This window comes from Photorhabdus namnaonensis, from assembly GCF_001684335.1.
GTDB lineage: Bacteria > Pseudomonadota > Gammaproteobacteria > Enterobacterales > Enterobacteriaceae > Photorhabdus > Photorhabdus namnaonensis.
Genome location: NZ_LOIC01000095.1, coordinates 32,190 through 56,951 on the forward strand (window position 1 = coordinate 32,190; position 24,762 = coordinate 56,951).

21 protein-coding genes are annotated in these 24,762 nt (G+C 40.3%); 17 read left to right on the forward strand and 4 right to left on the reverse strand.

Annotation, left to right across the window (positions count from 1 at the left end):
* The first annotated feature begins 144 nt into the window (after window positions 1-144).
* From rpsF to Phpb_RS21590, 10 genes are all read left to right on the forward strand, one after another.
* A complete protein-coding gene (rpsF, locus tag Phpb_RS21545) occupies window positions 145-540 on the forward strand; it encodes a 30S ribosomal protein S6 (protein WP_065392155.1) in 396 nt (131 codons plus the stop codon).
* 5 nt (window positions 541-545) lie between these two features.
* Window positions 546-863: a primosomal replication protein N gene (gene priB, locus Phpb_RS21550; RefSeq protein WP_065392156.1), complete on the forward strand. Its 318-nt coding sequence runs from the start codon at window positions 546-548 to the stop codon at window positions 861-863.
* Between the two features lie 4 nt (window positions 864-867).
* Entirely contained in the window at window positions 868-1,095 is a 228-nt protein-coding gene (gene rpsR / locus Phpb_RS21555) for a 30S ribosomal protein S18 (protein ID WP_000135199.1), read from the forward strand.
* Window positions 1,096-1,133: 38 nt separating this feature from the next.
* The gene (gene rplI / locus Phpb_RS21560; RefSeq protein ID WP_065392157.1) at window positions 1,134-1,586 is read left to right on the forward strand and encodes a 50S ribosomal protein L9; all 453 of its coding nucleotides are present in this window, start codon (window positions 1,134-1,136) and stop codon (window positions 1,584-1,586) included.
* 684 nt (window positions 1,587-2,270) lie between these two features.
* Complete coding sequence (locus tag Phpb_RS21565; protein ID WP_240492651.1) at window positions 2,271-3,458, forward strand: PLP-dependent cysteine synthase family protein; 1,188 nt, start codon at window positions 2,271-2,273, stop codon at window positions 3,456-3,458.
* Window positions 3,448-4,638 carry an argininosuccinate synthase gene (gene argG / locus Phpb_RS21570; RefSeq protein WP_065392158.1) on the forward strand — a complete coding sequence of 397 codons (1,191 nt, stop codon included), beginning with the start codon at window positions 3,448-3,450 and terminating at the stop codon, window positions 4,636-4,638. Before Phpb_RS21565 ends, argG begins: the two co-directional genes overlap by 11 nt.
* The gene (locus Phpb_RS21575) at window positions 4,635-5,438 is read left to right on the forward strand and encodes a dimethylarginine dimethylaminohydrolase family protein (RefSeq protein WP_065392159.1); all 804 of its coding nucleotides are present in this window, start codon (window positions 4,635-4,637) and stop codon (window positions 5,436-5,438) included. The genes argG and Phpb_RS21575 overlap by 4 nt, the downstream gene beginning before the upstream one ends.
* A gap of 23 nt (window positions 5,439-5,461) precedes the next feature.
* Window positions 5,462-7,159, forward strand: coding sequence for a carbamoyltransferase family protein (locus Phpb_RS21580; protein ID WP_065392160.1), 1,698 nt, complete (start codon window positions 5,462-5,464; stop codon window positions 7,157-7,159).
* Window positions 7,160-7,464: 305 nt separating this feature from the next.
* On the forward strand, window positions 7,465-8,595 hold the full coding sequence (locus tag Phpb_RS21585; RefSeq protein WP_240492655.1) for an MFS transporter: 1,131 nt from the start codon (window positions 7,465-7,467) through the stop codon (window positions 8,593-8,595).
* A 10-nt stretch (window positions 8,596-8,605) separates the two neighbouring features.
* Window positions 8,606-9,901, forward strand: coding sequence for an ATP-grasp domain-containing protein (locus tag Phpb_RS21590; RefSeq protein ID WP_065392161.1), 1,296 nt, complete (start codon window positions 8,606-8,608; stop codon window positions 9,899-9,901).
* Window positions 9,902-9,937: 36 nt separating this feature from the next.
* Here the strand turns inward: Phpb_RS21590 and Phpb_RS21595 are convergent, their stop codons facing one another.
* Window positions 9,938-10,654 (reverse strand): helix-turn-helix domain-containing protein, encoded by a 717-nt coding sequence (locus Phpb_RS21595; RefSeq protein ID WP_065392162.1) that lies wholly within the window; start codon window positions 10,652-10,654, stop codon window positions 9,938-9,940.
* Between the two features lie 270 nt (window positions 10,655-10,924).
* Between Phpb_RS21595 and bamJ the strand changes: the two genes are divergently transcribed.
* From bamJ to cysQ, 4 genes are all read left to right on the forward strand, one after another.
* Window positions 10,925-11,545: a BamJ family beta-barrel-assembly machinery protein gene (gene bamJ / locus Phpb_RS21600; RefSeq protein WP_065392163.1), complete on the forward strand. Its 621-nt coding sequence runs from the start codon at window positions 10,925-10,927 to the stop codon at window positions 11,543-11,545.
* A 566-nt stretch (window positions 11,546-12,111) separates the two neighbouring features.
* Complete coding sequence (locus tag Phpb_RS21605; RefSeq protein ID WP_065392164.1) at window positions 12,112-13,215, forward strand: hypothetical protein; 1,104 nt, start codon at window positions 12,112-12,114, stop codon at window positions 13,213-13,215.
* Between the two features lie 124 nt (window positions 13,216-13,339).
* Window positions 13,340-14,713 carry an MFS transporter gene (locus Phpb_RS21610; RefSeq protein WP_065392165.1) on the forward strand — a complete coding sequence of 458 codons (1,374 nt, stop codon included), beginning with the start codon at window positions 13,340-13,342 and terminating at the stop codon, window positions 14,711-14,713.
* Between the two features lie 257 nt (window positions 14,714-14,970).
* Window positions 14,971-15,714 (forward strand): 3'(2'),5'-bisphosphate nucleotidase CysQ, encoded by a 744-nt coding sequence (gene cysQ / locus Phpb_RS21615; protein ID WP_065392166.1) that lies wholly within the window; start codon window positions 14,971-14,973, stop codon window positions 15,712-15,714.
* Window positions 15,715-15,826: 112 nt separating this feature from the next.
* Here cysQ and Phpb_RS21620 read toward each other — a convergent pair whose 3' ends face one another.
* Entirely contained in the window at window positions 15,827-16,381 is a 555-nt protein-coding gene (locus Phpb_RS21620; protein WP_065392167.1) for a YtfJ family protein, read from the reverse strand.
* A 290-nt stretch (window positions 16,382-16,671) separates the two neighbouring features.
* On the opposite strand from Phpb_RS21620, the gene Phpb_RS21625 reads away from it, so the two are divergent.
* Complete coding sequence (locus Phpb_RS21625) at window positions 16,672-16,878, forward strand: DUF1107 domain-containing protein (protein ID WP_011148633.1); 207 nt, start codon at window positions 16,672-16,674, stop codon at window positions 16,876-16,878.
* Between the two features lie 123 nt (window positions 16,879-17,001).
* Here the strand turns inward: Phpb_RS21625 and paeA are convergent, their stop codons facing one another.
* Both paeA and msrA read right to left on the reverse strand, forming a co-directional pair.
* On the reverse strand, window positions 17,002-18,333 hold the full coding sequence (gene paeA, locus Phpb_RS21630) for a polyamine export protein PaeA (RefSeq protein WP_065392168.1): 1,332 nt from the start codon (window positions 18,331-18,333) through the stop codon (window positions 17,002-17,004).
* Window positions 18,334-18,488: 155 nt separating this feature from the next.
* On the reverse strand, window positions 18,489-19,136 hold the full coding sequence (gene msrA, locus Phpb_RS21635) for a peptide-methionine (S)-S-oxide reductase MsrA (RefSeq protein ID WP_338046880.1): 648 nt from the start codon (window positions 19,134-19,136) through the stop codon (window positions 18,489-18,491).
* Between the two features lie 111 nt (window positions 19,137-19,247).
* On the opposite strand from msrA, the gene tamA reads away from it, so the two are divergent.
* Window positions 19,248-20,990 (forward strand): autotransporter assembly complex protein TamA, encoded by a 1,743-nt coding sequence (tamA, locus tag Phpb_RS21640; RefSeq protein ID WP_065392170.1) that lies wholly within the window; start codon window positions 19,248-19,250, stop codon window positions 20,988-20,990.
* Complete coding sequence (tamB, locus tag Phpb_RS21645; RefSeq protein WP_065392171.1) at window positions 20,987-24,760, forward strand: autotransporter assembly complex protein TamB; 3,774 nt, start codon at window positions 20,987-20,989, stop codon at window positions 24,758-24,760. Before tamA ends, tamB begins: the two co-directional genes overlap by 4 nt.
* The last annotated feature ends 2 nt before the right edge of the window (window positions 24,761-24,762 follow it).

Sequence of the window (24,762 nt, forward strand, 5' to 3'; positions counted from 1 at the left end):
TGCATTGTTCATTCCTTGAGTTTTTTATGTAGGGTAGGTATAGTTACGCGTCAATTTTTCAGCCGCACTTAAACAAGTTCCTTGCCTCCACGGGCCGCGGTTGACCCTGACAGGAGGCTGAATAATCCGTAAGGAGCAATTCTAATGCGTCATTACGAAATCGTTTTTATGGTCCATCCTGACCAAAGCGAACAGGTTCCGGGCATGATCGAGCGTTACAGTGCGACTATCGCTAACGCGCAAGGTCAGATTCACCGTCTGGAAGACTGGGGCCGCCGTCAACTGGCTTACCCAATTAACAAACTGCACAAAGCTCACTACGTTCTGATGAACGTTGAAGCATCGCAGGAAGTGATTGATGAGCTGGAAACTAACTTCCGCTTCAACGATGCCGTTATCCGCAGCATGATTATGCGCGTTAAGCACGCGGTAACTGAAGCATCTCCAATGGTTAAAGCCAAAGATGAACGTCGCAGCCGTGACTACTCTCTGGAAGACGCCAATATGGATGCTGAAGAAGCTGGGGATTCTGAAGAGTAATAACTGTGACAACGAATCGTTTGGTGCTTTTTGGCACAGTGTGCAAAGTCCCCATTCGAAAAGTCAGTCCTGCCGGCATTCCTCATTGCCAGTTTGTGCTTGAGCACCGTTCACAGCAACAGGAAGCCGGTCTGAGCAGGCAAGCATGGTGCAGAATGCCCGTTATTGCCAGCGGACAATTGTTACAAGTTTTAACTCACAGTATAACGGTCGGCAGTCGATTAACCGTTTCAGGATTCATTAGTTGCCATCAAGGTCGCAATGGTCTTAACAAACTGGTTCTTCATGCCGAGCAGATTGAATTGATAGATTCTGGAGACTAGCCAAATGGCACGTTATTTCCGTCGTCGCAAGTTCTGCCGTTTCACCGCGGAAGGCGTTCAAGAGATTGATTATAAAGACATCGCTACGCTGAAAAACTACATCACCGAAAGCGGTAAAATTGTACCAAGCCGTATCACCGGCACCCGTGCAAAATACCAGCGTCAGCTCGCTCGTGCTATCAAGCGCGCGCGCTACCTGTCTTTGTTGCCTTACACTGATCGTCATCAGTAATCGGCACAGTCCATTAACGACTCTGAGAGGATAAGGTAATGCAAATTATTCTGCTTGATAAAGTAGCAAACCTGGGTAGCCTGGGTGATCAAGTTAACGTTAAACCGGGTTATGCCCGTAACTACTTAGTACCACAGGGCAAAGCTGTTCCTGCGACTAAGAAAAACATCGAATTCTTCGAAGCTCGCCGTGCTGAACTGGAAGCTAAACTGGCTGACGTTCTGGCAACAGCAGAAGCTCGCGCTGAGAAAATCATTGCACTGGGTTCCGTTACTATCGCTTCTAAAGCTGGTGACGAAGGTAAACTGTTTGGTTCTGTCGGTACTCGTGATATCGCTGATGCAGTTACTGCCGCAGGCGTTGAAGTCTCTAAGAGCGAAGTGCGTCTGCCTAATGGCGTTCTGCGTACGACTGGTGAACACGAAGTTAACTTCCAGGTACACAGCGATGTATTCGCTAAATTGAACGTTAACATTGTTGCTGAAGCTTAATCTCTGATTAACTGATGCTAACAAGTAAAAAACGCTGGCAATGCCGGCGTTTTTTATTGCCTCAACACACCATTCTTTTGTTAATTGATAAGGTTTTTGTCGATAATTCTCAGTAACTGGGTATTAATCTGGTTTATTTTACATTTATTTCCCTTATTTCTTCGTTTATAGAATCATAGTTTCTCTTATCTATTCTTCTGCAATATGGCCTTTTAATCGGTTTTTATTATTATTGATTTTTCGTTTTTTATATTGAAAATGCTATTCATTATCAGATTATTATCTATGAATAATCGGATTCGTATTTCTTATTATAAGATAATATCGGTATTGTTAATTCTGTTGTAGTGTGGAAATATTTTTTGAATATTTTAATATATATATTCATGAATCTTATTAATTACATACATGATTATTTCATAATAATTAGAAATATATTCTTATATGATCACAGTTATTTGTCATTATAATGATAATTTATTTCATATGATTTTATATAAGAATATTTAATGATAATAATATATATCCTTATTATTGAATGATAATATCAAAAATTTATATGTGATTTTACTGATATAACTGTCAGAGTTGACAGTAGACTTTTAAGTGTAATTTTATAATTATCATTTTTGTTAATTAACCCTTGTGTGAAAACACAAATAAATACGCTTGTTGTTAATAGGCATGAAGTTATTCTCCATAGTTATTTATAAAGTGAATTGTTTCATTAATAAATTAATAGATACATTAAGTATTGAATTGATTTACTTATCTATTAATAAAAATACCTTATCATCATTATATGTTGTTCATATTAACCCAGACATAAGGGATAAAAAGGGTATGAAACTAGGTAAAAACATATTACAAACTATAGGTAATACTCCAGTAGTTATGTTGAATGGTAGATACACTAAAGGTATTAATGTCTTTCTCAAAATGGAGAATATTAACCCCAGTGGGAGTATTAAAGATCGCATTGCAGTTGCTATGCTGGAGAAGGCAGAGGCTCAGGGAGAATTAAGACCGGGAATGGTGGTTATTGAGCCATCATCGGGTAATACGGCAATTGGTCTGGCAATGGCGTGTTCTGTCAAAGGTTATCGATTTATTGCAGTTTTAGACCGCATGGTACCGGCAGCGAAACGCGATAAAATAAAAGCATTTGGTGCGGAAATCATTTTCCTGCCAGAATTTGAAGCGGGAACGGATACTGTCAAATATCGTATTGATTTAACTAAAGAAATTATAAAAACCTATCCGAATGCGTTTAGCCCCATGCAATTCGAAAATCAGGTTAATCCTGATGAGCATTATCATTCCACGGGGCGTGAGTTATATGAAACTTTTGGCAATAATTTGACAGCTTGTTTTGCGACAGTAGGGAGCTGTGGAACACTTACCGGGATTTCCCGTTATTTGAAAGAGAAAAATCCACAGGTGCGAATTTATGGTGTTGAACCGGTTGGATCAGTTATTTTCGGTGGTGAACAAGGGAAATATCTAGTACAAGGCGCGGGACTGACGTTTATACCTTCGATTCTGGATCGTAGCAACATCGATATTGCCTTGAAGGTTGCAGATATTGATGCATTTCGGATAGCAAGAAAATTAGCCAGAAATGAAGGTATTTTAATTGGTGGAACGGGAGGTTGTGCGGTAAGCGCAGCATTAAATCACCTGGATGATTTTAGGCCTGGAGATAATATTGTTGTCATTATTCCTGATAGCGGAGAACGTTATATCGACACAATTTATAATGATACTTGGTTATTTGAAAATAATTTCTCAGAATTAGTTGAGGAGAGTAAAGCAGAACCTGAACTAGAAGAAATTATTACAAACATGGGGTGTACACTAAATGAGTTCTGATCGTGTTTTGGTGATTTACTATAATCGCCGCTATAATCCTCTTATCATAAGGAGTCTTAAATCTAAATATAAAGAGGTTATTGCTCTTTATATTGATGAAGGTCAGGTAAGAGATATTGAAGATATTGAGTTGGAATGCATGGTTGCGGGTGCTGATAAATTTATCTATAAAGATTATCGAGCACAATATGCTGAACACTTCCTTACAAAAGCGATAAAAGCGAATGCTATTTATCAAAATGGTTATTTTCTCAGTGCTGCACTTTCCCGACCTGCGATTGCGGAGGCGGCGGTTGAAGTAGCCAATGAGCTCAATATTGATTATATTGCTCATCAATTCAGAGGTAATGATCAAGTCAGAATGGATATGAATATAGAAATTCTGAATAAAATACCTATTGCTTCGTTGAGAGATTTTAAATACGACGATAGTGTCGTAAATAGTTATGCTATGAATTATGGTATTCCTCAAGAATTTGGTTGTAATAACCCTTATTCTACCAGTGAAAATATATGGGGACTCAGTATCGAATGCGGACCGTTGGCAGAACCAGAAATGTTAATTCCTGAAGATGTCAAAGAGAAATTGTTTGAACATGCGTTATCGGCCACTGAGCCAATATTTTTGTCATTAGGTTTTGAGAATGGTATACCAATATCGATCGACGGTGAAAAAAAATCATTATATGAAATTATTGAAATATTAAATGAAATTGGTAAAAAACTGTCAATTGGCATTTTTGATATTGTTGAAGATGGCATTGTCGGTTTGAAAACCCGGGCAATTTATCAATCACCTGCCGCACATATCTTAATTACCGCTCATCGTGATTTGGAATGTTACTGTAGTAATCGTAACGAGAATTGGTTTAAAGAGATAATCGATAAAAAATGGGTTGAATTAGTTTATTCTGGGCTTTGGTATGATCCTTTATTAACTCATTTAAACCATTTTATTGATAGTATGAATCAACATGTCAATGGTGAGATTAAGCTTGAATTAGGCTATAAATATGCCAATGTTTGTTCCCGTACTTCCAAGACGACTATCTATGATGATAATTTAGCGATATATAACTGTGGTCATTTATATAGCCAAAACGATGCGGAGGGATTTGCAAAAATATTTAATATCCATACTAAGCAAAGTGCTAAATCTAAGATGAGGAAAATATTATGATTAAAGAATTATTAATGTGTAAACCTGACTTTTACGATATTGAATACGTCATTAATGATTGGATGGATCCTAATAATAGAGTCAATAAAAAATTGGCACAACAACAATGGGATTTTCTTTATGAACGGTTGACTGAACGTGGCATCACTATTCGCACTATTGATCCTGTTAATGGTTTGCCTGATATGACTTTCTCAGGTGATTGCGGTATGGTGCATAATAATAAATTCCTTGCTAGTAATTTCCGGCACGCTGAACGCCAAGGGGAAAGCCAGTATTATATCGATTATTTGGAAAATTTAGATTATGAGATACATCGTGTTGATGAAGGTATCTATTTTGAAGGGCTTGGAGATATTATTTATTGGGAAAATGATATCATATTTGGTTATGGTCCTCGCTCAGATAAAGAAGCAATAAATAAAATTCAGAAAGTCTATCCGGAACTTAAAGTTAAGGGTGAACTGCATATTCAGGATAAGACTTTCTTTCATGTAGCTCTGGCATTCTCGTTTATTGACAAAGATACGGTTGTTTACTATCCTGATGCATTCACTAAAGAGAGTCAGAATTATATTGTTGAAACATTTGAGCGCCGGATCTCCGTATCAGAACGTGACGCTAAGGAATTATTTGTCTGTAATAATATCCCAATAGGTAAAGATATTCTCATGCATGATTGTTCTATAGAGGTTGAACGTCAATTAAATAATTATGGTTATAATGTTGTTAAGTGTGATATGAGTGAGTTCTTAAAGAGTGGTGGTAGTCTGCGCTGCTTAGTATTAAAAATTAAATAATTATAATGGGAGGATAATTAGCCATGTATATTTTAGGTATAAATTCAGTTTACCATGAGTCAGCAGTTTGCTTATTAAAAGATGGAGAAACTATCTTTGCCATTGAGGAAGAGCGTTTAAATAGAAGAAAACATGGAAAACCAGCAAATATTGATAATCCAGATGAGTTGCCATTGGCTTCTATTGAAGTTGCATTAGACTTTGCGGGTATTAGTCTGAAAGATGTGAGTCATATTGGGTTTTCTATCGATCCGATAGAACGAAGAAAATCAATCTTTATTGATGAAGCCACCCATGAAGGAAGTTGGGGAAGTGTCTCGGGTGAATCTATTTTCTATCGTAAAACTACTTCAGTACCAGAAATTTTGCAATCAATGGGATTCCGTGGTCAATTTCATTGGGTTCCACATCATACAGCACATGCGGCGTCTGCTTATTTTGTTTCACCATTTGATAAAGCGTTAACCTTATCACTTGATGGTGTGGGAGAGGATAATACCGCAGGGGTATATCTGGGCAATGGTAATAGTCTGGAAAAAATTAAAACCATTGAATACCCTCATTCAATTGGTTTTATGTGGGAAAAACTGGCAGAATTCTTGGGTTTCTCTGTATATGATGCCTGCAAGGTAATGGGAATGTCCGCTTATGGTAAGCCTGAAGGTTTTATATCGGTGTTCCAACAATTCGTCAAAATTTATGAGAAAGGTGAGTTTACGATCGATAACTCCATTCTTAATTTCCGCAGCCAAGATTTTTCTCAATTAGAATCCCTCTTTGGTATTGCGAAGAGAGTGCCTGGTGGTGAAGTTGCGCAGGAATATTATGATATCGCTGCTTCTCTCCAGCAAATAACTGATGAAATCGTATTAAATATGGCTCGTCATTATTTGCAGGAAACAGCAACGAATAAACTCTGTCTTGCGGGTGGTGTGGCATTAAACTGCATAACCAATAAGCGATTATATGAAGAATTGGATATCGAAGATATCTTTGTTCAGCCTGCTGCACATGACGGTGGGACGGCTACCGGCGCTGCACTATTTATTTGGCATCAGATTCTTGAAAATAATCAACGCTATCCTCTGACTCATACCTATTGGGGTCTGGAATATAGTGAAGATGATTACCAACGTAGCTTGAAAGCGCATGGTTTGGACTGGACATATGAAGAGAATATTCATGAAGTCGTCGCAGACTTGCTGGCTGAAAATAATGTCGTTGGTTGGTTCCAGGGGAGGATGGAATTTGGGCCGCGGGCATTAGGTAATCGTAGTTTGTTAGCCGATCCGAGAAATAAAGATATTCGCGATTTAATGAATCGTAAAGTTAAACATCGTGAAATGTTTAGACCATTTGCGCCTAGTGTATTGCGTCAACATGTTGCTGACTGGTTCCATGTTCGGAAAGAGTTACCGGAAGCGGCAAAATATATGTTGTTAGCGATGGATGCTAAAGTGGATAAAGCATCACAAATTCCGGCGGTGGTTCACGTAGATGGTACTGCCAGAGTTCAGGTGGTAGATAGTGCATCAAATTCAGGTTATGCCCAGTTGATTGAGGCATTTTATCGGAAAACCGGTGTACCTTTGCTGCTGAACACCTCTTATAACGATAGCGAGCCGATCGTTTGTTCACCTGATGATGCCATTAAAACTTTCATGAAAACAAATATTGATTATTTAGTTTTGGGGAATTATTTGATTAAATCTGTTCATTAATTATTGCAAGTAAAAATCTATCCCAGTAGGCATAATTGATGGAATCAGTTTGAGTCTTGTGCAGAGCAAAATTGATAAATAAAATGGCCTGATGGGATAGATATACCTTATGGATTTCAAGATGCATCGCGACGGCAAAGGAGCGAATCCCCGGGAGCATAGATAACTATGTGACCGGGGTGAGTGAGTGCAGCCAACAAAGAGGCAACTTGAAAGATGACGGGTATAATAAGGTTGAGGTAATATTAATGATACATAGGATCATACTGGCTCGTTTTTTCTCTGTTTTTTCAGAGGCATTTGTTATGTTCGCTGTGCCTGTATTAGTATATACCTCAACTAATAGCGCTTCACTTTCATCTTTTGCTTTTGGGCTTGAACGGCTGTTCAGGGTGATTTCACTCCCCATTTCTGGTTGGATGGGTGACAGGATGCATACATTGGTCATGTTATTCCTGAGTGATATTCTTCGATCATTAGTCTGCTTATTTCTTTTTATCCTTTCATTTATATATTCTGATAATAACATCGTATATATCATTATTCCTCTCTCATGTGTTTTATCCTTTTTTAGTGGGGCGGGATATGTCAACCTTGAAGGTTTTGTCTCTAAGAACATGAGTGCAATAGAATTACCTTCTGTTAACTCTCGTTTACAGTTTGTTGAACAGTTTACCTATATTGCAGCCCCCGCGGTTGTCGGTTTACTGGTTTATAAATTCAGTGTTTACGCGGTATTTGCATTTGCGTTTTTTCCTTTTCTGATTAGTAGCTTGATATGGTTTCAGCTACAAAGGAAAAACCAGATTGAAGAGCATGCTAATAGAGAAGGTTATAATCTGCCGGCCATTTTTAAATTCTTGATGGGAAACCCATCCTTGTTGCGCGTCATTGGCCTGACATTTCTGATGAATGTGATGCAAGGCGCTATTCTGTCAACGGCAGTTTATGTTATCACCAGCGTTTTTTCACAGCCAGAGGGGAGTTATGCTCAACTTTTGGCTTATGCGGGACTGGTGAATTGTTGTGTATTTTTTATTGCGCCAAAATTATGCCGAGTTTTTGATGTGCGTATCGTTGGTGTAACGGCTTTTCTGATTGCGTTATGTGGTTTGACACTATTTGCTACCGGGCCGTTATTTGTGGTTTACACATTAGGTTTCTTACTGGTCATTGGTGCGGAAGGTTGTTTTAATCTTTTTTCTCGCTCTTATCGAGCAAGTCTTATTCCGAAGCAGCGTTTTTCTCAGTATCTTGGTGTGGTGCTGGTTTTGAATCAGTTAGCGACACCTTTAACTAGTTTCATTTGTGCTAACTTACTGAACTATTTTTCCTACAATAGTATTTATCTGATATTCTCTGCATTTGTTTTATTTATGTTTGTCATTATTAATCCTTATCGTTCACTTAAATTTAATCTGCATAATAGTCAATAATGGATAAAATATGGCTTTAAAAAAATATTTGTTAGTGCTTGATTATCTTCCGGCAAGGCTGAGTGAAATCGTTAATATTCGAGATTATATTCGATCTCATTACTCCCTTGAATTGGTGATTATTAGCGATATGTTGTCCGGTGAGGAGAAAGATATTACATCATTTGTCTATCATATTCCTGTACGAGCAGAAAATTATGTTGATAGTGTGATGGCAGTTCTTGGTGAACTTAATATGACATGTGCGGCTATTCTCCCCTTTATGGACGCGGTGTCTGGGTATGCTGCTGTGATCGCGAAAAAATTAAATGTTTATGGTGATGATCCAAAATTAAGTTTTGCGGGTATTGAAAAATATCAATTCCGCCAACAAGAAACACGGATATTACCACTGCTTGCGGCACAACATATTAAGACGCCTCGATATACTTTCATTAATGAGATTAAAGAATTAGAAGAATTTTATGATTCTGTTCCATATGGTGTGATTATTAAGCCTAATTGTGGTCGAGCAAATATAGGCGTGGTTGCGGTTAAAGATAGAAGTAAAATCCCAACGGCTTTTGTTCAATCTGTTGAGCAATCTGGCGGTAATCAAGTTCTTGCAGAAGAGCTTATTATTTTCGATACAGAATATTCGTATGATGGTATTGGTTGTATGGCGTTTTTAACGCAAAAAGTTTCTCAGAAAGGGGAATATCCTGTTGAAATAGGGCAAATAGTACCGGCGCAATGTGATAGCAGAAATACGATTGCATTACATAAAGCAGGGCAGGTAATGAATCTGATCTCAGGGCAAACTCTTGGTGCATTCCATAATGAGATTAAGCAGGATAGTAAAACGGGAGAAACTTTTCTGGTTGAAACTAATCGTAGACCTGCGGGTATGCGTATTTGGGATATGGCTAACCGGGTATATGATATAAATTTACAGGAAATTTGGGTTGACCATTTAGTCAAAGGATTTAGTGATCGGATGATATTGCCTGAAGCGAAGGGAAGAGCATTTTTGATTAATTTGTTGGCGGGTAAAGATGGAAAGATTAATGATAAATTCGATAAAACAGAAATTAATGCAGAATTATTAGTATCTATTGATAATATTCTAAGTAAATTATATTACGAAATTATTGCAATAAAAATTAATTTAGAGAAAAGTTCATTAGTTTACGAAATACCAAAAAGCAACAATGATTTCTGTGGTTACGTTTGTGTGCATATTAATGATGAGCACGTCAAATGTGAATCCCTGATGAATGAAGTTAATGATGCATGGAGGGATATATTATCTAATTATATTTTGTAATTTCGTATGGGTAGAGCCTTATTTCGGCTCTAATTATTATATAATTAGATTATATGCTATTGCTTTAGCAACTGCCGCGACTTTATTGGGAACCACTAATTTCTCCATGACATTGTTAATGTGGAAATTAACTGTTCTTGTCGAAATATCCAGTATATCGGCTATTTCAGCAGAAGTTTTTCCTTCACAAGTCCATCTTATGACTTCAACTTCTCTGGTAGAGAGAGTTGGAACAATGATCTTATCCTTTTTGTTTTTTAGATTATTGAATGTTTTTATGCATTCATTCGCCAATATGCCTAACATTCCCGCTTTATTAAGTATTTCATTGTGGGAAATAGTGCCTTCTTTTCTGGCGACTGAAAAAATTGACCTTTCTCCATGATAACCTTTAATTTTGATTGAAAGACTATTTTTAACTTCATTTTTATCTGGATTTGATTTTTCAATCATAAAATCAGCGTTTTCTGATATTTTATCATTACAAAATGACGGAATAGAGAAAGTGTAATCACCATTCATTAACTGGTCGCTGTCGTGATTATTATCTTGATTATAATTGTTTGCATTTTCTATATTTAAGTTGGTTATGAGAACATATTTTTTGGTCGTGAATGGGTATTTTTCTTCCTGATAAATTGAGTAGAATTCAAAACCCAGATAATTTATCGCGTTTAACAGCTTCTTTTCTAATTCTGGCATGGTTTTGGATCTTCTAATTTCAGATGAAATCTCATTAAATAATGTATTCATAAGATTTTCCTCGTCGTATAATATTTGCAATAAAATTAATTTTATATAAAAAATATTTCATTCATATAATCAATTATAAGTAAAAATATATAAAAATTGAATTTTTATATTGTAACCTTTAAGGAATGAATATGCTACTTAGAATTATATCGATTATTAGCTCTTATATATTTTGTCGACATCTATTTTTCTAGTGATATCTTCGGTTTACCCTGCTGCATAGCGCTGTTATGCTTACGGACCTAATTTAATTTGATCACAGGTATTTTCATGGCAAAACTTTCTTTTGACTCTATCGAAGCACAAGCAAGTTATGGGGTTGGCTTGCAAGTTGGTCAGCAATTACTGGAGTCTGGCCTGCAAGGTCTGGAACCTGAAGCGCTGTTAGCAGGGTTGTGTGATGCGCTGGAAAATCATTCTCCAGCGGTGCCGGTTGATATACTACATCGTGCCTTACGTGAAATGCATGAACGTGCGGATGGTGTGCGTCGTGAACGTCAGCAAGTTATGGCAGAAGAGGGTCAGAAGTTTCTGGCAGAAAACGCTCAGCGTGATGGTATAAGCATCACTGAATCCGGTTTACAGTTTTCTGTTCTAAAACAGGGGAATGGTGCAATTCCAGCTCGTACTGATCGCGTGCGTGTCCATTATACTGGACGTCTGATTGATGGCACCGTGTTTGACAGCTCAGTACAGCGTGGCGAACCTGCTGAATTTCCGGTGAATGGTGTGATTGCTGGATGGATTGAAGCATTGACGTTGATGCCTGTCGGTTCTAAATGGGAGCTTTATATCCCTTATAATTTGGCTTATGGTGAGCGTGGTGCTGGTGCATCGATTCCCCCATATAGCACTCTGATTTTTGAGGTGGAATTATTGGATATTCTGTAAGTTTTATCCAGAAGTAGGATTAAAAATAGCCGGTACATTCGCTTCAGACTACTGATAAACCCATTTAAAAAGTGGGCAGTGTTTTCAGACTATCGAAAATTTCAGCTAGCATGTTGCCGATTAACTGGCTTTTTCTCAATGCCCCAGTTATTTCTTTAAAATAGGTTTTTTGGGCTGGTCAGTTTTCGCTTTTACCTAAAAAGTAGATGGTAATGCTATTTTCCTGATATTCCGTGCTGTTGCCACCAGCATTTGGGTTCTTTCTGATCTTAATTGTGATCATAGTGCTGTTTCGCATTGGCAAGCCTAGGTTCCACTTTCTCCTTTCTCTTGTTAGTACTTGTTTACTTTTACCTTTGTCTGAGTGTCAGCATTTTAAAGTATTTTTTATTTCTAATAACTTTAATGACAAATAAACAATGTTTTGTTTGTTTTTATTATAAAGATAATGTTGATTTATTAAATATATTGAAGAATAGTATGGCTAATTCATTGCATCAACGATTATGAAAAGGTCTGGCCGATTAATAAGCCAGGAGTGTTATCTTGATATAAAGGAAATGAAAATGAATGCAATTGAAATATCGCCATTAATACCCTATTTTTCTCGTCGTATTAATCCTGAAAGTCTATACCGAATTTCTCCGAAAAGAATGGCTCAGGCTATTGATGTTAGTATTGATCTGGGAGAAGAAGAGCGTAATCCGATAAAAGGGATACCTGGTTATTTTGCTTATGGTTGGCGTAGCGCTGCCAACCGAATAATTCACGCTAATACACTCGGAGTAGAATATATTTCTCTGAGATTTATCTCGTCGGCAAATAGAAATAATAATATTGAAGCGGGCTTAATATTATTTGAAGAAACACTGCAAAATATATTGACTTCGATTGGTTCCGTGCCAGTAAAGATGATTGTCGATCCTTTTGGTCTAGCGTTAACAGAGGATGGGCAATGGGGTGTGCGGGATAATAACGGTAATTTTGATAAGGAACAGACTCATGATTTGTTGGAAAAAGTGGGTTTTATCCTTTCGCGCAATCATGTTCATGGAGTGGTTACGTTGGGGCGTTTACCAGAGGAGGTGATGTTGACGAAAAAGGGGATCAGTAAAGCGGGGGATTATACGAAAATTTATTCGTTCTCCCAAAATAGTGAGACCAGCACTGCCTATGTTTATTTGGATGCTGTAGGCCATAATACCGGCCAGAAAATCATGCAAGGTAATGTCAAAGAGATGGATCTGTGGGCACTCCTTGATATTTGGCATGGTACTGATGTCTCGGTGATTAAACCGATGGAAAGTTTCCATCTGATGAGCTCATTGCGTTACCTGATTAGGAATGAAGCTGCCTGCAAACAATTTTTGAATTCTCCTGATGTTAAGGATATGGCCCAGAAAAACGCCTTTGTTGCCAAAAGCCTGGTGGAAATGAATGCATCTCCTCTTGAGCTATCACTGAAATGCTCCCGAATCAAAATGGCTGGTTATACGGTTTCTGGCACAACTTACATGCTAGCACTACTGGCACGTGAAAAAGGTTCTGAGATGGCAAGGGCACGTATGGAGGAAATGTGGGTAACAGCGCTTGGTGTGATGGATGAACAGTGTGAATGCTTGATTGATCGCAATGTGGTCAAATATTTTGAAGGTTCAATTCTTGCTTAGGTAAATTGACACGATATTGTCATATGTTTCAGATGATAGTGATCCTTGAAGTATTGTTGTCTGAAACATTAATTATGTATGGAAAAGCGTGGCTATTATTCACCCTCTCACATTATAGGACTATATGAATTCTTCTAATCAAGATACGAAATGCAGAGCTATATTTATCGCCATCATGATCGTCACCTTTATGATTGGTTTTGATACAACTGGCTTAGGAGTTGCTATCCCGGTGATCGCGACTGAACTTGGTTTTGGTGTTAAAGAAGGAGCATGGCTCAGCATTTCTTATACAGCAGGCTTTGCCGCTTTCCTATTACCAGCCGGAATAATCACTGATCGTCTGGGAGCCATGAGAACACTGATTTCCGCCTTGTTGGTGTTCGTTGTTGCTTCTTATATGTCCGTTAGTTGTGTTTCTCTTGGCAGTTTTACTTTTGTTCGTTTAATTCAAGGCATTGCCGCCGCTTTTTTGAATACAGCGGCGATGGCACTGCTGAATCTCTTGTTTCCAGTGGGGAGTGGTAATCGTTCACAGGTTTTCAAAACCTGGTCAATGATACTTGGGCTCAGTTTTTCTTTGGGGCCACCTCTGGGGGGCTTGATAATCAGGATGTTAGATTGGTCATGGATATTGTTGCTCAATTTGCCTTTAGGGGGGCTGGTTGTATTCTTGATGTTGAAAAGAAAAGGCCGCACCTTGTCTGCCGGTGGGGCGTTAAGCCGTGTTTCTCTGTTTAGTACCTTACCAGTGACGGCGATTCTGTTGTTGGTCACCATGTATCAATATATCGATCGAGTGCTTCCGGGTCAGAATGGCATTATCATCAAGGCAACGCTGCTTATTCTGGGGGGAATAAGCGTTTGGCTGTGTCACCATTTTTCTGTGCGTAGTTTCACACGTTTACCTGAGCTTAAAAATGGTGCCTTTGTTATCTCATTGGTTCTGCCGATTATTTTTTCTATCGCCTATTGGAGCTTATTTGTGGTGTTACCGCAATATTTCGCGGTGAAATTGGGCTTTGATGCATTGTATCTGGCTATGACAATGCTATTGCTTTCTTTGCCGTTAACCTTGGTACCTTTATTGAGGATTGCCGAGCGTTTCAATCTTCAAGCTACCGAGGGATTCCTGATGTTAACGGTTGGATTGGTGCTGTTGGCTGGTATCTTTAGTCCGGTTGTTGATGGGAATGTTTGGTTGTTGGCGGTTGGATTGTTGTTGTTAGGTACGGGAGCGGCAGTACTTAACCCATTGATGGCAAGGCTGGTGATGGACAATGTTGCTCCTGAGAATTCAGGATTGGCGGCAGCTCTTACCAGCACGTTGCGTCAAGTCGGGTTTGCCGCAGGAGTCGCTTTTTTTTCATTGTTGACGCAACACAGCGAGGAGTCTGTCATCCATATCTCGGAAGCTATGGCGTTACTGATAGCCGCCATGTTGTCTTTAGTGGCGCTTGTAGTGTGCCAGGGCTTACAGCGAAGTCGCGGGTATTAACGCAAAGTTTTTAATGCTTAACTTAAAGGAATGAATTGTTGGTGGTACAACGGGTTAGATGACGGCATCATATTGGCAAAAGTGCTTGGTGAGAACATGAAGATCACAGCGATTGCATCAGATTGTCAGTAACTTGAGCAGGTATATCCAGTTGTTTTTGTTTTAAGAAGGGTAATAAAATTCTTACCGTTCCAATAAAAGATCAATTGGTAATATAGTCTAAAATGATAACAGATGACTAACCGTAGAGGTGTATGATGCTAGAACAAATCTGCCAACTGGCTCAGGAGGCTGGTGCGGCTATTATGACAATCTATCAGGATAAACATCCTTTGAAAGTTGATCATAAGCAAGATGATTCACCGGTTACTATGGCTGATATTGTAGCTCATAAAATCATTAAAGCCGGATTATCCCGTATCGCTCCGGAAATTCCACTGTTGTCGGAAGAAGAGCTTCCCTCTTGGGAAGAGAGGCGTGATTGGAAGCGCTATTGGTTAGTTGATCCTCTGGATGGTACCAAGGAATTTATTAATCGTAACGGTGAATTTACGGTTAATATCGCCTTGATTGACGAGGGTGTTCCTGTGATGGGGGTCATATATGCTCCTGTGCAGGATACGCTTTATTCCGGGCAAGGGCGGCAGGCATGGAAAAAAGTCGGTGGTGGTCAATGCTTGCCGATTAAAATTCGTGATGCTAATCCACCAATGGTAGTCGTTAGCCGTTCTCATATGGATACAGAATTAGAAGATTATCTCAATCAGTTAGGTGAACATCAGACGGTTTCTGTGGGGTCTTCACTGAAGTTCTGTTTGGTGGCTGAAGGAAAAGCGCAACTTTATCCTCGTTTTGGACCTACTCATATCTGGGATACTGCGGCGGGTCACGCTATAGCCATTGCTGCTGGCGCTCACGTGACGAATTGGAAAGGTCAGACTCTAGATTATACACCTCGTGAATCATTCCTAAATCCGGGATTTAGAGTAACGATTTTTTAATCATGGTTGTTTTCTAGCAGATTTGTTTTTCAGTAGATTTGTTTTTTAGCAGAATGGTGGTGATAAGGGCAAACGAAAACATACCTGCAAGTCGTTATCACCACAGATGTTTTTACTGTAGTTCTTTACGAACTAATTCAATGACTTGTTTGATTTCGCTACTGTTTAGCTTACCTTCTTTAGCAAACTTCGCTGCGCCATTTTTGTCCAGGACAATAATTGCAGAACTTTTCGCTTCCAACTGCCAAGCTTTTTTGGCCACACCGTTGCTGTCAGCGATAAACTGAGACCACGGAAACTCTTTTTTGCTATCTTCAATACTGCTGCGGACAAATGGTCCAGTACCGAATATGGCGTCACTGACATTGATGATGGTGGTTGTTTGGTATTTTTCTTTTGAAAAATCAGCGCGTTTTATCTCTTCTATCAGTGGAGCATTCATCTCTTTAGCGGCACTACGACCTGCAATATGTTGTATGACTCTCACTTTACCAATCAGTTTTCCACTATCCCAATTTTGGTAGCTAAACTTGTTATTATTGAGTAGCAGCTCACCTTTATCAGAGACATTGATCGAAGGAACTTGCTGTTCCAGGGTGATGTTGTGAGCGAATGCTAAAGCAGGAGAACAAAGTAGCGCAGCATATAGCATAAAGTTCTTTATCATAATTTTTCCTTTGTAGGTTAATGTGACAATACATGGATCTCTAGCATAGCGGGTATTAACTGATTTATCTCTTTAAAGAAGATCAAATTTTTAACATTAAGTAAGAGATAAAGTTACATAGTTATGTATATCTAAATATCTGTCATTTTATGTAAATTCGGTGCATAAAACTAAAAATGGAGGGAACAAAATCGGATAAATTCAGTCTATTATTCTACATAACGGTATCGTGTATGGAGTTGGTTCACCAAACGTAACCGTAAGAAGCACTTAGGAGGAAAAAAGCAGAGATGAAAATTTTTCACCGATATAACCCACTGAAAATTGCTCTCTACGTTAAAACTTTATTCCGTGGACGTTTATACATTAAAGATATGGGGGCTTTTGAATTCGACTGTGGCAAAATTTTACCACCGAAGGTGAGAGATAAGCGCCATTTTAGTGTAATGAGCGAAGTCAATCAGCAAGTGCTACGTTTGCAGGCCGAAATAGGATAGATAACGAAAAAGAGTCGGGTTGCATACATCATACTGATGTAATCAGCGCCACAAAAATAACAATGAGTGGCGCTTAACACGAAAATACTAAACGGCCTTGACTCAAGAATAGGCCGTTTTTATTTATCTATCATCACTGATAAGTAGGTTTTGCGTTGGCGTCGCGGTGGGAATATCAGTGATTTTTGTGACTAGTAGCTGATCGATTTTGTAGTTATCAATATCGACAACTTCAAACTTGTAACCAGCAAATTTGACTGAATCTGTACGCTTTGGAATTTTGCGCAGCCGGAACATCATGAAACCTGCAATGGTTTCATAGTTACTTGAATCAGGAAAGTCATCAATATCCAGTACCCGCTGTACATCATCGATAGGTGTTCCCCCTTCTACTAACCATGAATTTTCGTCACGGATGATGATCTGCTCTTCCTGCCCTTGGCCGACTAAATCACCCATCAGAGTGGTCATAACATCATTAAGGGTAATCACACCCATTACCAGTGCATATTCATTCAGGATAATAGCAAAATCTTCACCCGCCGCTTTAAAGCTTTCTAAAGTATCGGAAAGCGTCAAAGTGTCTGGAATGATCAGCGCGTTGCGGATCTGGACTCCCTTGTTGAAGCTTAGGCTTTGACCACTCAAGACACGGTTGAGTAGGTCTTTGGAGTCCACATAACCGATAACGTGGTCAATATCTCCATCACATATCAGGTATTTGGAATGTGGCTGGTTGGAAACCTGTTGTTTGATACTTTCTTCACTTTCATTCTTGTCGAAGTAGATGATACTTTCCCTTGAGGTCATGGCAGAGGGCACTGTGCGGGATTCGAGTTCGAACACGTTTTCAATCAGTTCATGCTCTTGTTTACGCAGCACACCAGCAACAGCTCCTGCTTCCACAATCGCAAAAATATCATCAGATGTGATGTTTTCATTACGCGTTGTCGGAATTTTAAAAATCTTAAAGATAAGATCAGACAGGCCATTAAATAGCCAAACTAGCGGACGGAAAACTGTCAGACAGAAACGCATTGGGTTTACGATTTTCACTGCGACAGCTTCAGGCTTGATCATGCCAATACGTTTTGGTGTCAAGTCTGCGAGCAAAATGAATATACTGGTCACAATGGTAAATGAGCAGATAAAACCCAACTGTTCCGCCCATTCAGGACGCATAAATTTCATGAAAAAAGCTTTCAGTGAAGGGGAGAATGCGGATTCACCGACAACACCTGCCAAAATTGCCACTGCATTTAGGCCGATTTGCACCACGGTAAAAAACATTCCCGGTGTTTCTTGTAATTTGAGGACATAAGCTGCGTTGACATTACCCTCATCGACCATCAGTTTTAGTTTGATTCGTCTGGAGGCAGCAAGAGAGATTTCAGATAACGAAAAAAAGGCGCTTATCGCGCACAATAGAAACACTATTAAGAGACTATTTAGCATATGGGGTCCGTGTTTTACCTCCGGTGGTAGGGTAGGCTGTCATTTAGAAGAGCACCGGAGGAAACAATAAAAATCATATAAAATAAAAAGTGATAACAAGCACTTATAAAACTATTAATTAGATTGCCAATTATAACATTAATAAAACACAACGGCTAGTTTTTGTTCATTTGGGGCAGGCAAACACCAATACCGCCTAGTCCGCAATACCCCTCAGGATTTTTAAATAGATATTGTTGATGATAGTCTTCAGCGAAATAGAATGGCCCCGCTTCTGTAATCTCCGTTGTAATAGGGCGATTATCCCCTTGTTGTTGCATTGCTTGTTGGAAACGTTCAAGGCTGGCTAATGCCAGTTCATGTTGCTGAGGTGACATGGTATAAATCACGGAGCGATACTGAGTACCAATGTCCCCGCCCTGGCGCATCCCTTGAGTGGGATCGTGGTTTTCCCAAAACAGTTTTAATAAGTTTTCGTAGCTGTTTTTTGCTGGATCGTAAACAATTCTAACAACCTCAGCATGTCCGGTCAGGCCGCTACAAACTTCTTCGTAAGTTGGATTCGCTGTTGTACCGCCGCTATAACCTGCGGAGGTGGTGTAAATATCAGGTTGTTGCCAGAATAGGCGTTCTACGCCCCAGAAGCACCCCATACCAAAATAGGCAACTTCCATATTTTCTGGAACAGGTTCTATCGTATGATCAGTAACAGCATGATTAGGTGAAACCTTAAGTGGCTCGGTTCTGCCTGGTAATGCGCTTTGAGGATCAATAGATAGGCTTTTATTAGCTGTTGGCACAATTCACTCCCGTAATTATTAAGTTTTCAGACATTAATAGATTGTATATATTATAAACTTTACTCAAGATAAATTTATTATAGTCAAATTATTCCGATCAGGTTAGGAGTTCGCGTGTCAAGATACCCCGTTTTATGCTTTCTTTGTGTGTCTATCGCCTCTCCCATTGCTTATAGCGCTAATCTTCGTCTGAAAATAGAGGGACTAACAGGCAGTTTAGAGAAAAATGCCCGAATTCATCTCTCCACTATCAGTACAGATGAAGTTGCACCAGATGGCCGTTTCCGATCTCGTGTAGATAAAGCGATTCGTGAAGGCTTGCGCCCGCTTGGTTATTATGAACCTATTATCGAGTTTACCTATCAGGAAAATAAACCGCCGGCTCGCTCGGTATTAACGGCAAAAGTTACCGTAGGTGAACCTGTGCGAATCGCCGGTGTTAATGTTGTTTTGGAAGGTGGGGCAAAGACAGATGGAGATTATGCCAAACTGGTAAAAAGCAAAAGCCCAAAGAAAGGAACGGTTCTTAATCATGATGAATATGAAAGCCTTAAAGGTTCTCTGACCGGGCTTGCTATTAGGAAAGGTTATTTTGACGCTGTTATGAAAAAGAGCCAATTGGGTGTTTCCAAAGAGCGACATGAGGCATTCTGGGACTTTGTTTTTAATAGCGGTGAGCGTTATCACTTTGGTCAGATATATTATCGTGGTTCCCAGATCCGCGAAGATTATTTGAACCCTCTGGTTCCGTTCAAAGAAGGGGATTTTTATACCTCTGAACAATTGGCCGAATTGAATCGGCGGTTAGCAGAAACTGGCTGGTTTAACTCAGCGGTAGTGACACCGGATTTTAATACCGCGAGAAAAAATGGTGACGGAATACTTCCTCTTGAAGCGGTATTAACCCCACGTTCCAAAAACTATATTGAACTGGGTGGGGGTTATGGATCTGATGTAGGGCCACGGATAAAGGCGAAATGGACAAAACCTTGGCTTAATTCCCGTGGGCACAGCCTTAGTACCAGCATCAACCTTTCTGCACCTGAACAGGTTATTGATGCCACCTATAAAATGCCGCTGAAAGTAAACCCGTTAGAGCAATATTACGCATTGCAGACGGGTTATAAGCGTAAAGATATCAATGATACCGTATCAGATACCGCGACAGTAAATCTTTCCCGTAATTGGGATCTTTCAACAGGTTGGCAGTATGGGATCAATATGCGTTGGAGTCTCAGCCATTTTACTCAGGCTAATGTCACCAATACGGCAATGTTATTGTACCCAGGAGCAAATGTTAGCCGTATTCGCCAACGTGGAGGGACGATGCCTTATTGGGGCGATAGCCAGCGCTATTCTATTGATATCTCCGATACCCTTTGGGGTTCTGATGTTGATTTCTTGGTGCTACAGGCGCAAAACGTTTGGATCAGAACTTATTGGGATAATCACCGTTTTGTCGCTCGGGGTAATTTGGGTTGGATAGAAACCAACGCGTTCGAAAAAGTTCCCCCTGACTTACGCTTTTTCGCTGGTGGTGATCATAGTGTCCGCGGTTACAGATATCAGAAAATTTCCCCTAAAGACGATAAAGGAAAATTGACCGGTGCATCCGCACTGGTTGTGGGTTCGCTCGAGTACCAATATAACGTCACGGGTAATTGGTGGAGTGCTGTTTTTGTTGATATCGGCGAGGCCATTAATGACATTAGAAAGAGCAATTTTAAAACCGGCGTGGGTGTTGGTGTGCGTTGGGCTTCTCCGGTCGGACCCATTAAATTTGACCTTGCCAGACCAATAGGGGATCCAGAATCCCGTAATATCCAGTTTTACATCGGGTTAGGATCTGAATTATGAGATGGATTAAAAAGGTCAGTATTGCTTTTCTGCTGATGGTGACTTTGTTGGTTATTGTTGTCGCTGGGTTGGTTGGAACGCAATCTGGCCTGCATTTTATGATTAATAGTGCTGCCCGTTGGGTACCGGGGCTAGATATAGCCAGCGTCAGTGGTGGTTGGCGTGATTTGACTCTGAAAGGCGTTAAATATCAAATGTCCGGTGTGAATGTTAATGTCAATCAACTCCACCTTTCATTGCGTCTTTCTTGTCTGAAAAATAGTCAGTTATGTATTAATGCATTGACGACGGAAGGCGTAAAAGTGGCGATTAATACTAGCCAATTGCCCCCTGCGGGAGAACCATCACCAAAGTCAGAGCCTTTGACTGAACTGAGGACGCCGTATCCAGTCTCACTTGATTTGCTATCTGTTAAAAATGTCACTGTCACTGTAAATGATACGCTATTTGCTCTTGATGAATTTAGGACCGCAGCTCATTGGCAGCAAAAAGCATTAACGCTTAAGCCAACGAAAATTAATGGATTGCTGGTGGGACTGCCAAAAATTCCCCCTGAACGGCTGAAAACGATGGAAGCAGAAGAGGAAGCGAAACGAGGGAGTGAACCGGAAAAATCGTTGGCGGAAATCCTGAAAAAATTGTTCTCCCAACCGCTATTGGCAACGTTACCAGAAGTGCCTATTCCACTGGATATGACTGTTACAGGGATCAGTGGTAAGCAATTACGGCTGACGGGTGATACTAATATCACAATCAATGAGTTTTTACTGCAACTCAGCAATCAGGGACAGCAGATTCAGCTCAATAAATTGAATGTTAAAATGCCGGAAGGTTCTCTTGCCGTTAATGGTTCCGCAACTCTGGCGCAGCAGTGGCCGATAAAATTGCTAATAAAAGGTGAATTAAGTCGACAAGAGATCCAGGGGCAAAAGGTTAATGTAAAACTTAATGGCGCTTTACTGGAGCAACTCAGTTTGGGGCTGAATTTGTCTGGTCCTGTCAGTGCTAAACTTGATGCTCAAGCGGAACTGGCGAAGACAGGTTTGCCAGTGCGGATGACGTTTGAAAGTCAGCAACTGAGTTGGCCTTTAACAGGGACGCCTGAATATCAGCTTGATGGCATAAAAATGCGTCTGAATGGTAAGGCCAGTGGCTATGATCTGTCATTGCGTTCCGGTATTAAGGGAAATGAAATTCCACCGGCATTACTCGTGTTAGATGCTAAAGGCAATGAAGAGCAGTTTAAGTTGACTCGTCTACGCCTATCTGCTTTGCAAGGAAAAGCTGAATTGGCAGGCGTGGCGGATTGGAGTAAGGCGGTAAGTTGGAATGCGGTACTGACACTCTCCGGGATCAATACCGCTAAACAGTGGCCGGAATGGCCTGCCAAAATAGAGGGAAAAGTAGTTACCCGTGGCAGTTTACACGGTGGTAGTTGGCAGCTCCAGATCCCAGAAATTATGCTGGACGGCAACGTAAAACAGAACTTAGTAAAAGCCAAAGGTAAGATTTCTGGTAACGCGGCTGGTCAGTGGAATATTCCTCAATTTGAGCTGGTTTTAGGGCGTAATAAAATGAGTTTTCAGGGCCAGTTGTCTAAACAGTGGAAACTGGATGGCGATATCAATGCACCGAAGCTGGATGGCATATTACCGGGGCTTGGCGGTGTTGTGAACGGGACGTTGAAACTGCGCGGTGATATACAAGCACCTCAGCTTTTGGCTGATCTCAATGCCAATGGATTGAAGTGGCAGGATTTGCGCATTGATCGTGTGAGTGTAAAGGGGAATGTACGTTCTGATGAACAGATCCACGGGGATCTTGCTGTTAAAGTCAGTCAGTTAAAACAGGCAGATTTGATTGTCCGTAATTTGACGTTGGATGCAAAGGGCAATGAAAAACAGCACAACTTGCAATTGAAGGTCGACGGTGAGCCGATTGCTGGTCAACTTTCGCTTAATGGTAGTTTTGATCGTAAGCAACAGCGATGGAAAGGTAGCATAGACAATACCCGTTTTGACACCCCGGTTGGAGAATGGCGTTTAACTAAAGCAATAACTCTCGATTATTTTAATCAACAACAGAAAGTTACTGTGGGCACGCATTGTTGGCTGAATCCACATGCGCGGCTCTGCGTACCTAAACTCATTGAAGCAGGTGCCAGCGGTAGCGCATCCCTTATTCTTGAACGCTTTGATCTTGCTATGATTCAGCCGTTACTGGGGCCTGAAACACATTTGAAAGGTGTATTCAGTGGCAATGCTGATGTTAAATGGAGTGCGGACGGAGGATTACCTCAGGCCAATGTTATTTTGCGTGGTGATGGGGTGCGGGTTAAGCAGATGGTTGATGGTACTGCGTTACCGGTAGATTTCCAGACGCTGACACTCAATGCAGGCTTGAAGAATGGCACAGCAAAGCTGAATTGGTTGTTTAAGATTATGGGAAATGGTCAGTTTAACGGTGACGTTCAGATTGCTGATCTTGCAGGGAGCCGTAAGCTGTCGGGTAATGTCGATGTTCAGGATATTTCATTGGCGTTAATCAAGCCGATTCTAGGGAACGGTGATAAGGCGGAAGGTCATTTGAATGCTAACATGCGTCTGGGTGGTAATGTCAAAAATCCATTATTGTTTGGCCGGTTGAACTTAGGTGCATTGCAAGTTTCAGGTCACTGGATGCCATTTGATATTACTCAAGGGCAAATTGGTGTGAATTTTGATGGAATACGCTCTGTTCTTGAAGGAGTTATCAAAACTCCGAAAGGGCAACTTAACTTGGATGGTGATGCAGACTGGCGCAATGTGGATGCATGGCATGCGAGAGTGGCGGCTAATGGTGACAAGTTAAGAGTGGTTTTTCCACCAATGGTGAAAATTGATGTTAGCCCTGATCTGGTGTTTGAAGCTTCTCCGCAGTTGCTGAAATTGGATGGTAGCGTTGGTATTCCTTGGGCGCGTATTACTGTAAAGGAGTTACCAGAAGCGACAGTTGAGGTTTCACCGGATGAAGTTATATTGAATGAGAATCTTCAGCCATTACAAGAGAAAAAAGCGTCGATCCCAATTCAAAGTAACTTGACGATTCATATAGGAGACGATGTTCGTCTCAGTGCTTTCGGCCTTAAAGCGCAACTTAAAGGCGATTTGAAGGTTGTTCAAGATAAACAGGGACTGGGTTTGAATGGTCAAGTTGATATTCTTGATGGTCGTTTCCATACTTATGGGCAGGATCTGATTGTTCGCAAAGGGCTGATTATGTTCTCCGGTCCACCTGATCAGCCATTGCTGAATATTGAGGCTATTCGTAATCCAGATTCTACCGATGGGCAGGTTATTGCAGGGGTAAGGGTGACCGGTTTGGCGGATCAGCCAAAAGTAGAAATTTTTTCAGAGCCTGTTAGATCACAATTGGAAGCGCTTTCTTATCTGTTGCGTGGTGAAGGGTTAGAGAATAGTAACTCGGACAACTCACAGATGACGGCAATATTAATAGGTTTGGGGGTTGCACAGAGTGGTCAGTTGGTGGGTAAGATCGGTGAAATATTTGGTGTTTCCGACTTAGCACTGGATACTCAGGGGGTTGGTGATAAATCACAGGTAGTTGTTAGCGGGAAGATTACAAAAGATCTGCAAGTTAAGTATGGTGTTGGTATATTTGATTCACTGGCAACATTAACCTTACGTTATAGGTTGATGCCTAGATTGTATCTGGAAGCGGTGTCTGGTATTGATCAGACATTGGATTTGCTCTATCAGTTTGAGTTTTAAAA